Below are 15,003 nucleotides of genomic sequence, written 5' to 3'. Positions count from 1 at the left end.
TCACCCGCGCCGGCCCTGCCGACCTCGCTGTTCACCAACGGTCAGATCGGCGGCTCGGCAACGACGGCGCGACCGTTGCCACCGTTGCCCGGTCGCCGGCTGCCGAACCTGGGACGGCTCGTACATCACCGGATACGGCAACGTGCGTCCCTGGCACGTCCCGACCGCCACCAGCACGCCCGTCAACGGTCGCATCGCGATCGGCCGGAGCGTGCTGTGGAGGTAGGTCTCACGTGACGGTAGGTGGGTCGTGATCCGGGATCACCGCGCTGGGAGCGCCGACGGTCCCGGACGGCAGATCTGGCACTTCATCCCCCGCGACGGTCTGCCCGCCAGCCTGCCGGGCTGACCGGCCGCCGCGGGTCCACCAGCTACGGCGCCGATCGTCCGCCAGGACCCGGCGACGTAAGGGCTCGGTGTCCGAGCCGAGCGCGCAGCAACGATCCGCTTCGCACGCCTTTTTCGCGTGAGCGTCGCTCACTGCTTGAAGAGTGACGCTTCAACAACTCCTGTTCCCCACAACACTCCAAGGAGTTAACTGTCATGTACACGGCAATTTCGAGACGAGTTCTGCCCGTCCTGCTGGCCTTCGCAGCCGCGACCCTGGGACTCACCCAGCAGGCCTCGGCCGCCACGGCAGCCGGAGAGCGCTACGTCGCTCTCGGCGACTCCTACTCCTCAGGGGTCGGCGCCGGAAGCTACCTGTCCGACAGCGGCAACTGCCAGCGCAGCAGCAAGGCCTACCCGTCCCTGTGGGCGGCGGCCAACGCCCCGGCCTCGTTCTCCTTCACCGCCTGTTCGGGGGCGACGACCAGTACGGTCAAGAGTGGCCAGCTGACCCCGCTCAACAGTTCCACCACGCTCGTCAGCGTCACTGCCGGCGGCAACGACGTCGGGTTCGCGAACGTCATGCAGACCTGCGTCCTGCAGAGCGAGGCCACCTGTGTCAACGCGGTGAACAACGCCATCGCGCAGATCAACAACACCCTGCCCGGAAGCCTCTCGTCCCTCTACGGCACCATCCACAGCAAGGCGCCGCAGGCTCACGTCGTCGTACTCGGCTACCCGCGCTTCTACCAGCTGAACGGCGGATGCATTGCAGGCCTGAGCGAAACCGAGCGCGCGGCGATCAACCGGGGCAGCGACGCCCTCAACGGCATGCTCGCCAAGGAGGCGGCCAACGCCGGATTCTCGTACTCCAGCGTCGTGGACGAGTTCACGGGCCACGAGATCTGCTCGGGCAACGCTTGGCTGCACAGCGTCTCGGTGCCCGTCTCCAACAGCTACCACCCCACGGCCGCGGGCCACTCCGGCGGATACCTGCCGGCCTTCCGCTCGGCCGTGTGACCGCCCGCGCGCCGCATCCCGGGGCCTTGCGCGTCCATGAGTCGACGCGGGTAGACCCCGAGGCCCACCGCACGGCACCCCGCAGACCAGCGCACCCGTCCCCCCGCCGAAATCCGCACCAGGAGGAAAGCTCATGAAGTTCCCCGAGGCATCCCCAGGTCCCCAGGCCGGCTACACGGCCACGAACCGCCCACGAGGAAACGCACTCCGCTCCGTCCTCACCGCCCTCGCCCTCGTCCTCGGCGCCCTCTTCGCCCCCGGCGTCGGCGTCGTCGGCGGTGCCACCGCCGCCCACGCGGCCACCAAGATCAGCCACGCCACCGCGACCTCGATGTTCCGCGGCTCCGGGATCACCTGGTCATCGTCCGGCGGCTGCTCCGACCGCAACAACGCGACCTGTACGTCCTTCGAGCAGCTCAACCTCGCCACGGCGCAGGGCGCTCAGACCCTCAAGAGCGCCAGTGGGTGCGCGCTGAACATCACGGGCGGCACCGAGACCGGTCACGCCGGCGGGACCTATTCGCACTGGAACGGCTACAAGCTCGACTTCAGCAAGTACACGTGCATCGGGAACTACATCAAGAACACGTTCAGTTACATCGGGGTGCGCGGTGACGGCGCCCCGCAGTGGAAGTCAGGAGCCGGCAACGTCTACGCCGACGAGGGCAGCCACTGGGACGTGACGTTCTACAACTGCGGCGGCTGCTGAGCCGGAGCCCTCCGCGTGAAAGCGTGAGCGGTCTGTCCGGACCTCCGGTCCGGACAGACATTCATGCCACCAACGGCTACATCGTGGCACCCACGACACGGACCGCCGCAGGCATCTACCAACCCCTGCCCGGGGCACGCAGGGCCGCCGTACTCCCTGTGTGGCTCATCGCCGAACTCACCCGCACCGGCCACACCATGAGCACCACGATTCCTGGCCCCGCCCGCAAGCTCCAGCCACACCCATCTCCCAGGCCGTCCCTTCGCTCCAGCGTCAGGATCTGCCGGACGGTACGGGGCGGGACGGTGTTCCTGACGATCTGCGGGAGGGAGCCGTTGGGGTGGCCGGCGCTGAGCCGGGCAGACCCAGGAGCCGTTCGACCGTTGTTCCTCGTCGTCACCGGACTGCACATTGATCACGACTCGCTACGTGCTCTGAAGTGATGCTGCCCTGCACCGCTCACCTCACGACGTGAGTCGCCCGGCTGGGAAGCCCGGCCGGGCGACTCGTCCGAGTCATGTCCCCCACACGTCAGTGATCAGTCGTCGGTCATTGATCGCGTGATGTGTGGCACCGTCAACGCGTCCTTTGCGGTTGGTTGTTCAGCAGGGGAGGGTGGTGCGTCCAGCAGCGCCGGTGGCGCCGGTGATGCCGTCCGCGGTCAACGTGGCGGCGGTGCCGTCGCCGCCGGGCTTGCCGGGACACACCGGGCTCGCGGCGCCGCCCGCGCCGCCCGTGCCGCCCTTATGGGTGCCGCCTGCCGTTGATGCGCCGCCCTTGCCGCCCTTGCCGCCGGCGATGCCCGTACCGGCGTCACCTACGCCGCCCACGCCGCCTTTGCCGCCGGTGCCGCCCTGGTTGGCAGCACCCCCGGCGCCTCCGCTGCCGCCGTTGCCGTTGGCTCCGCCGGCGCCACCCGCGCCTCCCGCGCCGCCGGTGCTTCCGCTGCCGTCACCGTTGCCCCCGGCGCCTCCGCTGCCGCCGTTGCCGTTCGCACCGGCCGCTCCGCCGGTGCCGCCGAGGCCGCCGAGGCCGCCGTTGCTCCCCACGCCGTTGGCACCGTTGGTGCCGGGGAGGCCGAGGACACCCAGGACGGAAGTCCGGGAACTACCCGCGTCGGCGAGAGCCGTTGGGGAAGCCAGGGTGGGGGTCGCGAGGCCGACTACGGCGATCGCGCTGATCAGGAGGGTCCGGGCCATGGCGGTGGTGCGCGAGATGCGCATGAGGTACGCCTTTCGGTTTGTGCAGTCGGAGATATTCTCCGGCTGGCACACCCGCAATCTAGGCGGGAATGGCGTTGCCTGCATTGAGTTGGATGATCAAATGTCTGGAAATAGGAATATTCGCCGAACTCTGGCTTCAAATGCTCGCGGGGGAGGCGTGGGGCTTCGATAAAACAACATGAGCAGCGGCCAGTTGAAGCCGATGCGCTGCTCTGAGAAGGTTCCTCCCGCGCCGGCCCCGGGGGGAAGGCCGCACAGCGGGATGGCTGGTTGGCTGAACGGTGTTCCCTTCCTGTGGTCGCAGGGGGCGCCGACGGGATGGCCTCCGAACTCGCAGGCGATCGGCGGCAAGTAGGAAATTGTCTGGATTCGGCGACCTCGACCTAAACAAGGAAATGGCGTCCGACGGGCGTAATAGCCAACGTCTTCTAGCTTTTTCTGCCCCGGCGCTGCTCCGGCGCGCTCACAGGGCTCCGGGTGGCCACAGATGCCTTCCGGCTACCGCGACCTGGCAGAACCTGCAGTTCCGCAGCTGCGGCACCAGGAGGGCCAAGAGGTGAAGACGCGTCGTCGGCGCTTCAGATCTGCGTCGGCGAAATTCGGCCAAACGTTTCACTTGGGTGAGTTTGCGTACTGCAGGCAGAGGACTGTTCCTGCGAGAAAACATTGGTGAACATCGCACTCCTCATTCGAGTGCACATATTAAGAACTGAATGCCGTATGGAAAGAGTCCGGAATTTCACCGGCCGTCTGTCGGCCCGCGGCCCGGAAGGCGCTCGGGGAGCCCATTGCTCCTCTTCGATTCCACGTCGTCCTCGTTCGGGCCGCATCACCCCCTGCATCCCCCGTTTCACCTGAGCCAGAGGACCTCCGCCATGGACAGGAAACAGACCACCGCCCTCCTCGACCTGCCCGCTCTCTTTGCCGGCACGGCACTTCGCGCCCGCTACGCGGGAGCTGGCGCCCGCAAGGCAGGCAGTGGAAGGGCCCGCTGCGAGGTCAGATCCAACGTACTGATCCGGGCCCCTGGTCTGATCTTCCAGCCCGGGCCGGCCTGCCCGGTGTGGTGCCCCGCTCTGTGGTGGTTGACCCGGTGGCCCCGCTGTGGGCCTCGCTCTGGCCGCGGTCGATTACCTCCTCATCGCGCGCGAAAACCTGTGCTGGCCGGAGTAGACATTGGGCGGTGGTGTGGTTATGGTTTCTCTCGTAGCCCAGAGAGACAGCAGGGCCTGGCAGAGACGAACTGCCGGGCAGCAGTTCCAGCAGTACCCGTAGGTGCAGTGCGCAGGACGGTGCGGTGGTGGAGTTTCGAAGCCAGGTTTGTTGCAGGACGGCGACGGGGCTGGCGACCGGACCGGGTGGCCCACAGTGAGCAGGGGCCGCCGTGAGTAGTACCGCAGTTAACGCAGTGGTAAGTGCAGTACCCGCAGTGAAGTTGAGTGAGTGGTACCTCGGTGAAGGCGTCGGCTGCGGGCGCGCGCATCGGGAGGTTCGGCAGTGGGGTTCTAAGCCAGAGCAGACGCAGGATGGGCGACGGGGCTGGCTGCCGAAGACGTGGCGCTTTCACAGGTCACCAGTAGTAGAAGTACGCAACACCAGCGGTACGAGCAGTGCAGTAGTGACAGCAGTTCCCGCGTTGCAGCAGTTCGCAGTGTCAGCAGTTCGCAGTCCCCCCTTTTGGTAAGCGACTGGGTATAGAGGGAAGAACGGAGGAGCTAAGCATCATCAGGTTCGCCCGGGTGGAAGGCTGAGTCCGGGTACCGCAGGACATCGTGAGTGAGGTGGTCTCCGGTCAAGCAACCGCGATCCCCGCACCCCCGGCCAAGCTCAGGTCGGGTCTGTGGAAACAGAAGGCCGGCGCAGCATCAGGGCCGGCAGATGGTGTAGCAGTTCCTTCGGGGCCCGGGTGCTTTATGCACCCGGGCCCCTCCGCGTGTTCAACAGAGAGGCGTGATGACAGCAGACGACTCGTACGGCCGGCTCAACGACGATGACTACCCTGCCTACACGATGGGCCGGGCCGCCGAAATGCTCGGCACCACCCAAGGCTTCCTCCGCGCGATCGGGGAGGCCGGCCTCATCACTCCGCTGCGTTCGGATGGCGGGCACCGCCGCTACTCTCGCTATCAGCTGCGCATCGCCGCCCGCGCCCGCGAACTCGTCGACCACGGCACCCCCATCGAGGCCGCCTGCCGCATCGTGATCCTCGAAGGCCAACTCGAGGAAGCGCAGCGCGCCAACGCCGAAAACCGGGCCGCCGGCCCTCTGGCCCCGCCGGCCTCCACCGCGGCCTGACATACGGCCGGACCTCAGCGCGCAGCCGGGACACCGCTGGACGCGGACAGCCGTCTCGATTTCGGGCGGGCACCGCCCGGCGGCCCGGCTGCTCCTCAAAAGGGTCCTTCTGAGCGACAGGGTGGGCTTTTGGGACGCGCCCGTCGGGCCCGGCGGGCGCTGGCCGGTCATGCTGGCGGCAAGGTGCGAGCGGCGGTGAGGAGGCCATCCCGAGTGGTTTTGACCCCGCCCCTCGCGCCGGATGCTCGCGCAGGCCGCCGAAACGCTGCCGGCCACCAGGAAGGCCGGGGCCCTGGCCTTGAGTAGAAGTTCGACGGACACCGGGCGCTGCTGTCCACCCCTCCCGCACCGGGCGGCGCCGTACTGCTCCAGACCGGCGCGGATCGTTGATCAAAGGCCGATTCCCGGAGGTGGAGCGGCCGCCGCGCAGCTTGCCGACGGCCTGGTCCTCGATGGTGAGCTGCTCTCCGCGTACAGCTCCCGATGGGTGACCGTCGCTCTGTGGCGGCAGCGCCGGCAGGGATGGCTGGCCGGTTCGGCCCGTCTGGGGCCGGTCACGGCGTGGCTGGGACGGTGGTGTGTGGCTGTACGACGAAGGCCCGGCCCCCTCAAGGGGGCCGGGCCTTCGTGCTGAGTAGCGGGGGCAGGATTTGAACCTACGACCTCTGGGTTATGAGCCCAGCGAGCTACCGAGCTGCTCCACCCCGCGTCGGTAGACCCGACTCTATGCCATCCGGGGGAGGGGCCACGCCACTCTGCTCCTCGGCGGACGGGCCGGGGGTGGGCGGCTGTGATGTGGCTGCTGGCCTTAGATGACCTACGACAGCCTCAACTACTACTTCCGGACGACTCGACGGGCGGTGCACGCGCGCCTCCTCACCCGGAGCTGCTGAGGTCCGCCTTGGGAGCCTGCTTGGCAGTATCCGCGCACGCTTCCCCGCCGGCTGGAGGACCTGGTCGAATCCCCTCTACCGAGCGACCAGCAGGGGTAACCGGCGCAGGCGGCCGCGAGGCGTCGGACAGCCGACGGTGCGGTCAGGGGCGCTGCCCAAACGGTAATGCGGCGATCGGGCGCGCACGTTAGCGTGCCCCGGATGACATTCGAAGATCATGACCAGTCGGCCCCCCGCACGAACGACGCCTGGGCCGACGCCCTGGCTCGCGCGGTGCAGCTCGCGCTCGCCACGCTGCGGTCGGCTCCCTCGGAGGCGGATGCGGAGGCGTGGGACGCGACTGCCGGTTCGCTGGAGTGGACGTGCTGGGAGACGGCCGAACACCTGGCGGACGACCTGTTCTTCTACGGCATGCAGATCGGGACGCCCGGCCTGCCGGCCGGCACCTATATCCCCCTCCAGATGCACCGCCAACGGCCCGAAGGGCCGGTCAACATCCTCCAGGCCGATCGGGAGCCGGGCCCCTCCGGGCTGCTGACGGTCCTGGAGGCGTGCGGCGCGATGCAGGTCTCCCTGACTCGCACAACTCCCCCCTCGGCCCGCGCCCACCACGCCTCCGGTGCCTCAGACCCGGCCGGTTTCGCGGCGATGGGCATCGTCGAGACCCTTCTCCACACATACGACATCACAGCCGGCCTCGGCTTGGAGTTCACCGCCCCCGACGACCTGTGCGCACTGGTTCTCGGAAGGCTCTTCCCGCATGTGGAGAGCGACAAAGAGCCGTGGCCGACGCTGCTGTGGGCGACCGGGCGGGGTGAGCTCCCCGGGCAGGAGCGGCTGGAGAAGTGGCGCTGGTACGGGGAGGTCCGTCAGGCAGAGTGAGGCCCACGCAGCGAGCCTGCGGCCAACCCAGGCCACCAGCGGACAGGGAGTCGTCCCGGCTGACCACAAGCTGGTGGCTGGATGAGCGGCCGGCCGTCGGTGAGGGAGTGCCCGGTGAAGCCCGGGCGGCCCGCAGCCATGCCCGCCCCCCGGCCGGCCCCCACTCGCCGGAAGCACCGCGCACCTCCCACCACGCCGACCACTGGAGCGCCGCGCCCACGAGGGCGGTATCTGCACGTGTGACAGCCCGGACGAACGAACGCGCTGTGAGGGCAGATGCGTGCTTGCGTGAGGTGGAAGGCGGGCCTCCGAAGGAGATCAGTCGCCTGTTTGGCCGACATACCGAGCGGCGACGGCCGGCCGGTGTTCAGGTGTATGGAGGGCTCGGAGCCGGGCCCCCGGCGGACGACGACATGAACCAGGGAGCCCGTGTGGCACATCAGCAGAACTCTCCCGAAGCGGTCGTCACAGTGGAGAACTTCCCCCGGGCCGAGAGCGACATGTACTTCACCGTGTCGGCAGGACAGGGCGGCTTCGGCGCGTTCCACCATCACCGGGACCTCATGCCGATCGACCACCAGAGCGTGGTCCGGGCGAACCGAGACACCCTGTACTCCGACGCCGTGCTCGACCTGGACGCAGGCCCGGCGACCGTCACCCTGCCCGACCCCGGGCGCCGGTTCCTCTCGATGATCCTCATCAACGAGGACCACTACTGCGTCGGCGTCGAATACGGAGCCGGGTCGTACCGGGTCTCACGGGAGCAGGTCGGCACCCGGTACGTGCTGCTCGCCATCCGCACGATGATCAACCCAGCTACCGCCGACGACGCGGAGGCCGTCCACGCGCTTCAGGACGCTATGAGCATCGACCAACCCTGCGGCCCGGGCCAACTAGACCTACCCCCCTGGGACCATGCCTCCCAGAAAAGAGTCCGCGGCGCCCTGGTCGTCCTCGGCGAGGGGCTGCCCGACCTGGCGCGCGCCTTCGGCTCGCCCAGCCAGGTCGACCCGGTCCGCCACCTGATCGCCAGCGCGAGCGCCTGGGGCGGCAACCCCGACAAGGACGCCACCTACCTCAACGTGGCCCCGGAGCGGAACGACGGAGAGACCGTCCATCGGCTCACCGTCCGCGACGTGCCGGTCGACGGCTTCTGGTCGATCAGTGTCTACAACCGCGACGGCTACTTCGAGCCGAACTCCCACGGCATCCATACCGTGAACAACCTCAGCGCGAAGCGGGCCGCCGACGGCAGCATCACAGTGCAGTTCGGTGGCACCACAGACGATGCGAACGTCAACGTACTGCCGGTGCCCAAGGACTGGAACTACATGGTCCGGCTCTACCGCCCGCGCCCGGAGGTACTGGACGGCACCTGGCGCTTCCCCCTCGCCAGGCCCGCCTGAGCCAAAGCAGCGCAGTCGCGCGTCTCCGCGTCGGGCGCGTGCCCCGACCGCCTCCGTCTGCCTCCACGGCGCGTTCGATTCGAGGCCGGGCTATGCGCTGTCAAAACTGATGGACATCTGCTGCTGGAGCTCGTGAACAAAGCCAGCTGAGCGTCCCGAGCCGCCCGAACGGACTGATCGAGGCACGCTGTCGTGCGGCCGAGGGGTGGCAGCACCGGCCTGCGCGCCTCCAAGGTCATAGGCCCGCAGCCGTCTTTTCGTGCTGACGGGTCCAGGCCCGGGAGGCGAATGCGGCGTCGGTGAGTACGTCGGCCGCCGTACAAGCCAAGGCCCCGGAAGCCGCCACCATCACCGCGCGACCCCGCTCCGAGGCCGCGGCCCGGGCGAATGCGGGCGTGTGGTCCGAGGCGTCGTCGCCGAGGATCGCTACGAACGGATGAATGGCGGGCACCCGGCTGCTCACGTCACCGATGTCGGACGAACCCCAGGAACACCCCGCCGACGGGCTGGGTGAGCCGGATGCCCGAGTGGGCGAGGTGATGGGCGAACCGGTCCGAGAGGATGTCATTGTCCCGGAAGTGGGCATACCCCTTGCCCAGGCGGGTCACCTCCACTGTGCAGCCGGTCGAGGCCGCGACGCCTTCGGCCCAGCCGCCGATGTCGGCGACCAGAGCGTCGAGGGCGGTGCTCGTCGCCGCCCGCAGCCCGAACAGACCTTCCGCGTACGCCGGGACGACGTTGGTCGCGTTGCCGCCGTCGGTCACGATCCCCTGGACATGGGAGCCGGGGGGAAACCGCCTGCTCACCACCGCCGCGGTGTTGAACAACTGGATGAGGGCAGCCAGGGCATCGATCCCTCGGGTGGGGTCGCCCGTCGGATGCGCTGCCCGGCCGTGGAAGCCCACCCGCACCTGCGTCTGAGCGGTCAGCGGCGCCCATGCCCAGTCGTGCACACCCGGATGGAACATCAGCGCCGCGTCCACCCCGTCGAACACGCCGGCATCCGCCAGGGCGACCTTGCCCCCGCCCCGCTCCTCCGCCGGCGTCCCCACGGCAAGCACCGTGCCCTCGAACTCCTCCAAAGCGCTGCCCAGTGCCAGGGCTGCCCCCAGCCCCGCCGCGGCGATCAGATTGTGCCCGCACGCGTGGCCCAGGCCCGGCAGCGCGTCGTACTCCATCAGCAAGGCCACGCATCGCCCACGGCCTCCGCCCGCCTGGGCCACGAACGCCGTGTCGAGCCCGGCGACGCCCCTCTCCACGGCGAACCCCGCCCGCTCGAGTTCACCGGTGAGCAATCGGACCGCACGGCGCTCCCCGTAGGCGAGTTCAGGATCTGCGTGCAGACTGCGGCTGACCGCCCACAGTCCGTCTGCCCGGCGTTCGCACTCCTGCCGCAGTCGCGCAGACAGGTCATCATCTCGATCGACCACGTTTCCTCCTCGCAGCGTTGTTCCGCTTCTGTCCGGAGGACAGCCATTCACGCGGACTTCTGTGGGACCGGCGTCGCGTGGGGCTGTTCAGCAGGAGTGTCCGTTTTCGCAGGCACCACGGGGGCAGGCGAGCGGCATGGACCAATCGAAGGCACCGGTACTCGATGCGTTGGCCGCCTACCACGAAAGCGGCCAGACGCCGTTCACGCCCCCGGGGCACAAACAGGGACGGGGCACCGACCCCCGTGTCCGGGCCGTCCTGGGCGCAGACGTGTTCCGGTCCGACGTCCTTGCCACCAGCGGCCTGGACGACCGTACGTCCTCCCACGGAGTCGTGGAGGAGGCTCAGGCACTGATGGCCGAAGCCGTCGGGGCAGACCACGCGTTCTTCTCCACCTGCGGCAGCTCCCTGTCGGTGAAGTCGGCGATGCTGTCCGTCGCCGGTCCTCACGAAAAACTGCTGGTGGGGCGCGACGCGCACAAGTCCGTCATCTCGGGGCTGATCCTGTCGGGCATCCGGCCCGTCTGGGTCGATCCGCAATGGGATCCGCAACGGCACCTCGCCCACCCGCCGTCCGCCGAGGCCTTCGAAGCCGCTTTCGCGGAGCATCCCGACGCCCGTGGAGCGCTCGTGACGACGCCGACCCCCTACGGCACATGCTCGGACTTGGCCGCCATCGCGGAAGGGTGCCATCGCCGCGGCCGCCCCCTGATTGTCGATGAGGCCTGGGGCGCTCACCTTCCCTTCCACCGCGACCTGCCGACCTGGGCCATGGACGCCGGCGCCGACGTATGCGTCACCTCCGTCCACAAGATGGGCTCCGGCCTGGAGCAGAGTTCCGTCTTCCACCTGCAAGGTGACCTGGTCGAAGCCGAAGTCCTCAAGAGCCGGGAAGACCTCCTCGGCACCACCAGCCCCTCAGTCCTCGTATATGCGGCGCTCGACGGATGGCGTCGACAGATGGTGGAGCAGGGCGAAGCGCTCTACGACCACGCCCTCGCCCTCGCCCACAAGACCCGCGACCGCATCGCCCGGATCGACGGCATGCACGTGCACGGCCGTGACGACTTCTGCGGGCCGGGCCGGGCGGCAGACATGGATCCCCTCCAGATCATCATCGACGTCAGCGCCTGGGAAGTCACCGGCTACCGCGCTGCGGACTGGCTGCGGGAGAACCACCGCATCAACCTCCACCTCGTCGATCATCGACGGATCAGTGCCCAGCTCACCCACGCGGACGACGCAGACACGGCCGAGGCACTCTTGGGAGCCCTCACCGATCTCGCGGCGCGCCGCACCGAACTCCGTACGGGCCAGCCCGTGGAGGTCCCATCGCCTTCGAGGCTGCGTATGGAGCAGGCCACGCTGCCTCGGGACGCGTTCTTCGGCCGCACCGAGCAGGTGCCCTGGCACAAGGCGGCTGGCCGGATCGCCGCCGAAATGCTGACCCCATACCCGCCCGGGATCCCGGCGGCGCTGCCCGGCGAACGCCTCAATGAGGACGTCCTGCGCTACCTGCGGTCGGGAGTGGAGGCCGGCATGGTCGTGCCGGACGCGGTCGACACCAAAGCGCAGAGCATCCGCGTACTCCGTGAAGAGTGATAACCGCAGCGCACCCGCGCCGCCCGTTCCCGTCGAGCGACGAGCCTCACGGCCATGGAGGCCTGTGCACTCGCTGGGCTTCGTCAAGCGGCAGGTCACCGGCGCCCTCAACCAGGGGGAGCCGCTGCATCGAGGAGCGCGGCCGCGTGAGCGGCGCCTGGCGCGGCGAGGTCTGAGCCGCAGAACTGGCCCCACCCGTGCCGTATCCGGCGCGCTGATGGGTCCGCAGAGGAGACAGGGTGAACCGGGACTGGAAAGCGGAACTGGCCGACATCGAGGTACACCTGCGTCAAAGCGCTCCTCTCCTGGCCGTGCGGTTGGACCGTTTCCCGGCGCCTCGCCCGCAATGGCGTCCAGGTCTCCTGCTGGTTCTGTCGGTCGCGGCCGTGATCTGGCTGGCGCTCCAGAGGTGACTACCTGCGGCGAGCGGGGGCAGGCCGGGCCGTACGAGCGTCCCCGGCCTGCTTGAGGCCTGCACGAGTGGGCAGGCGCCGCACGCATCAGCCCGAGTGCGGCACTCGAGCTCACACCTGGTGCCTGACATTCGGTGAGGGCAACGAGTCCCCGGCGGATGCGGCGAGCCTGCTCCCCGACATCTGCCGGCTTCTGAGTCAACGGCGGGAGGGCCTATGTCGTCCACCGGACATCCGATGCCCCTGCACGGCCGTGTCGCCGTGGTGACCGGCGCCGCCCGAGGGCTGGGGGGCCGCCCTGGCGCGTGAACTCGATCGACGGGGTGCACGGGTGGCCCTGCTGGGACTGGAACCCGAACGCCTGGCCGAGGTCGGCGCGGGCAAGGTGCTTTTCACCCCCTGATCGAGGCCGTGGCCTGCATCTCGGCCCCGCTACCCCGCCCCGGGCGGCCCAGCACCCCCCGGATGGGGGCCACTGGGCTATGGGGTTTACGGAGGCCGGGTGTGCGGTGGCAAAGGCCGGGTACCCGGCAGGTATGTCCCGACTCATGACAGCGGCCTCCGCCCCTTGGACCGACAGCACGCTCTCCCTCCTGGCCCGCGGCTACGCGTGGCTGCCCGACCGGATGCGGGCCACACACGGCGGGCCGGTCCGCACGCGGCTGCTCGGTCGGCCGGCGATCGCCCTGCGGGGCCCGGAGGCCATCGGCTTCTTCTACGACGAGAGGCACATCGAGCGCACTTCAGCCCTCCCCGAACCCGTACTGGACACGCTCTTCGGTCAGGGCGCCGTGCACACCTTGGACGGTGACGCACACCGGGTCCGCAAAGCCATGTTCCTGGCCCTCCTCAAGGACGGCGCAGGCATCGCCGCGCTGACCGAGCACGTGGCCCTCCAGTGGTCCAAGGCGGTGACCGGCTGGAGCGACGGCCGGAAGGTCGTGCTCTTCGACGAAGCGGCGCTTATCCTCGCCCGCTCCGTTTGCGAATGGACAGGCGTACGGCTCAGCGACGAGCAGAGTCGGCAGATGGCCGAGGACTGCACCGCCATGGTCGACGGCTTCGCCACCCCCGGCCCCCGGCACTGGCGAGCCCGTACCGCCCGCTACCGCCAGGAAGAAGCCCTCGCTGAGCTCGTCCGCGTCACGCGCGAAGGCGGGGAACTGGGCAGCGACAGCGGAACCGCACTCGAGGCCGTGGCCTGGCACCGTGACTCCGACGGCCGGCTGCTCGACCCGCACACGGGGGCGGTCGAACTCCTCAACATCATCAGGCCCACGGTGGCCATCGCCTGGTTCGCCGCCTTCGCCGGGCACGCCCTGCATCGCTGGCCCGCCCAGCGCGAGCCGCTCCGCGCGGAGCACGACGGACAGTACGCGCGGGCGTTCGCGCACGAGGTCCGGCGCTTCTACCCCTTCGCCCCCTTCGTCGGAGGTCTCGCCGCCGCCGACCTGACCTGGCAGGGCGAAACCATCGCCAAGGACACCTTGGTCCTCCTTGACCTGTACGGACACAACCACGACCCCGGCCTGTGGGATTCCCCCTACCGCTTCGACCCGCAGCGCTTCGCCGGCCGTGAACCGGGGGCCGACGAACTCATCCCGCAGGGCGGTGGGGACCCCGCACGCGGCCACCGCTGCCCCGGTGAGGACATCACCGTCGCCGTGCTGGCCACGCTCGTCACACAGCTCGCCGCCCTCGACTACGACGTTCCCGAACAGGACCTGACGATCCCCCTCTCGAAGATCCCCACCCGCCCGTGCAGCGGACTCGTCTTCACCACGACCCAGGCTGCCCCTTGGCCGGGGGACGCAAGACACCAGCAGGAGCCCGTGGCCCCTACGAACAGGGCCCGCTGAGCGGGCCACAGGACCACACCGTCAACGGCCCCGCATGGGGGACCGCGCGGCGGTCGCTGCGTGTACCGATGCTGTTCGCGGGGATACGTGTGGGGCGGCCTTCTGGGGCGGGCACCCGCCCCACGTGCCACCCCACACCCGAACGAAAGGAAAAGCGATGACGGAGAAGGAACACCGCAAGCCGACCCCGCCCTCCCAGGCGCCCGGGGAGAGCGGCGACCGCGAAGCCCGAAGGGAAGCGGAGGACGCCATCGTCCCCGGTACCAAGGACGCCGAGGCCGGCGACGCCCTGAGCCCCAGCACCGACGCTCAGCTCCGCACCGCCAAGCGGAACAAGAGGGAAGGTGAGAACAGGAAGCCGTCCCCGTGACGGACTGTGGAACCGCTGAAGGCCGCCCCCGACAGCCCGGGGGCGGCCTTCAGCCGCTCTGGCGGCCTCTACCGAAGCGCAGAACCTCGGATTCGGATTGCACAGAGGCCGAGATCAGGTCGACGCGCTGCGCTATGCCGCTGCTGCGACCGGAGCGTCAGCGGCCGGAAGCGCCGCGGCGGCCAGGGAGAGGGTGGGGTAGACGGCCGGACCTCCGTCCACCGTCAGGGCCCGGCGCGCTTCGGCGTCCGCCGCGACGACAGACATCGGGGCACCCGCGGAGTGGCACATGCGGTGCACCCGCGCGACCGTGCTCGCCGCGGCGGGACTCAGCGGCGCGTCCGACAGTTCCAGAACAACGCCGGTGGGCCATTGAGCGGCGAGGTAACCGTCGATAGCCCAAGCGGCCGCAGCCCGATCGGCGATGGCCAGGTCGGCTTGCAAGCGGATGATCAGCATGCCGCTTTCAATCACTTCGAAGGGCAACACGGGCACTCCTCTTCTCCACAGGTCAGACAGCTGCCGGATGCCCGCGTCTCGCATCAATATGCGTGTCCATGACGCCACGGCCCT

At 69.2% G+C, this 15,003-nt stretch carries 10 protein-coding genes, 1 tRNA gene and 2 pseudogenes; 9 read left to right on the top strand and 4 right to left on the bottom strand.

Annotation, left to right across the window (positions count from 1 at the left end; all coding sequences use genetic code 11):
* Window positions 1–543 precede the first annotated feature (543 nt).
* Together OTB20_RS17835 and OTB20_RS17830 are read left to right on the top strand one after the other, a co-directional pair.
* Window positions 544–1,347 carry an SGNH/GDSL hydrolase family protein gene (locus OTB20_RS17835; RefSeq protein ID WP_267818643.1) on the top strand — a complete coding sequence of 268 codons (804 nt, stop codon included), beginning with the start codon at window positions 544–546 and terminating at the stop codon, window positions 1,345–1,347.
* 133 nt (window positions 1,348–1,480) lie between these two features.
* Complete coding sequence (locus OTB20_RS17830) at window positions 1,481–2,056, top strand: hypothetical protein (protein WP_267818641.1); 576 nt, start codon at window positions 1,481–1,483, stop codon at window positions 2,054–2,056.
* A gap of 602 nt (window positions 2,057–2,658) precedes the next feature.
* On the opposite strand, the gene OTB20_RS17825 is transcribed toward OTB20_RS17830, so the two are convergent.
* Complete coding sequence (locus tag OTB20_RS17825; RefSeq protein ID WP_267818639.1) at window positions 2,659–3,279, bottom strand: hypothetical protein; 621 nt, start codon at window positions 3,277–3,279, stop codon at window positions 2,659–2,661.
* Window positions 3,280–5,232: 1,953 nt separating this feature from the next.
* Here OTB20_RS17825 and OTB20_RS17820 point away from each other — a divergent pair.
* Window positions 5,233–5,574, top strand: a complete 342-nt coding sequence (locus tag OTB20_RS17820; RefSeq protein WP_267818637.1) for a MerR family transcriptional regulator — start codon at window positions 5,233–5,235, stop codon at window positions 5,572–5,574.
* Between the two features lie 635 nt (window positions 5,575–6,209).
* Here OTB20_RS17820 and OTB20_RS17815 read toward each other — a convergent pair.
* Window positions 6,210–6,283: transfer RNA gene (locus OTB20_RS17815), tRNA-Met, on the bottom strand.
* Between the two features lie 385 nt (window positions 6,284–6,668).
* On the opposite strand from OTB20_RS17815, the gene OTB20_RS17810 reads away from it, so the two are divergent.
* Both OTB20_RS17810 and OTB20_RS17805 read left to right on the top strand, forming a co-directional pair.
* The gene (locus tag OTB20_RS17810) at window positions 6,669–7,349 is read left to right on the top strand and encodes a hypothetical protein (protein ID WP_267818636.1); all 681 of its coding nucleotides are present in this window, start codon (window positions 6,669–6,671) and stop codon (window positions 7,347–7,349) included.
* A 431-nt stretch (window positions 7,350–7,780) separates the two neighbouring features.
* Entirely contained in the window at window positions 7,781–8,755 is a 975-nt protein-coding gene (locus OTB20_RS17805; protein ID WP_267818634.1) for a DUF1254 domain-containing protein, read from the top strand.
* Between the two features lie 235 nt (window positions 8,756–8,990).
* On the opposite strand, the pseudogene OTB20_RS17800 reads toward OTB20_RS17805, so the two are convergent.
* Window positions 8,991–10,185: pseudogene (locus OTB20_RS17800) on the bottom strand (amidohydrolase).
* A gap of 136 nt (window positions 10,186–10,321) precedes the next feature.
* On the opposite strand from OTB20_RS17800, the gene OTB20_RS17795 reads away from it, so the two are divergent.
* From OTB20_RS17795 to OTB20_RS17785, 4 genes and pseudogenes are all read left to right on the top strand, one after another.
* A complete protein-coding gene (locus OTB20_RS17795; RefSeq protein ID WP_267818633.1) occupies window positions 10,322–11,788 on the top strand; it encodes an aminotransferase class I/II-fold pyridoxal phosphate-dependent enzyme in 1,467 nt (488 codons plus the stop codon).
* A gap of 629 nt (window positions 11,789–12,417) precedes the next feature.
* A pseudogene (locus OTB20_RS42800) lies at window positions 12,418–12,580 on the top strand (SDR family NAD(P)-dependent oxidoreductase); the annotation flags it as partial.
* Between the two features lie 169 nt (window positions 12,581–12,749).
* Complete coding sequence (locus tag OTB20_RS17790; RefSeq protein WP_267818631.1) at window positions 12,750–14,060, top strand: cytochrome P450; 1,311 nt, start codon at window positions 12,750–12,752, stop codon at window positions 14,058–14,060.
* Between the two features lie 157 nt (window positions 14,061–14,217).
* Complete coding sequence (locus tag OTB20_RS17785; protein WP_267818630.1) at window positions 14,218–14,430, top strand: hypothetical protein; 213 nt, start codon at window positions 14,218–14,220, stop codon at window positions 14,428–14,430.
* Between the two features lie 132 nt (window positions 14,431–14,562).
* Here OTB20_RS17785 and OTB20_RS17780 read toward each other — a convergent pair whose 3' ends face one another.
* The gene (locus OTB20_RS17780; protein WP_267818628.1) at window positions 14,563–14,919 is read right to left on the bottom strand and encodes a hypothetical protein; all 357 of its coding nucleotides are present in this window, start codon (window positions 14,917–14,919) and stop codon (window positions 14,563–14,565) included.
* Window positions 14,920–15,003 lie beyond the last annotated feature (84 nt).

This window comes from Streptomyces sp. H27-H1, assembly GCF_026627445.1.
GTDB lineage: Bacteria > Actinomycetota > Actinomycetes > Streptomycetales > Streptomycetaceae > Streptomyces.
The sequence above is the reverse complement of the archived record's forward strand: the minus strand, read 5'-3'. Positions and strand labels throughout refer to the sequence as shown.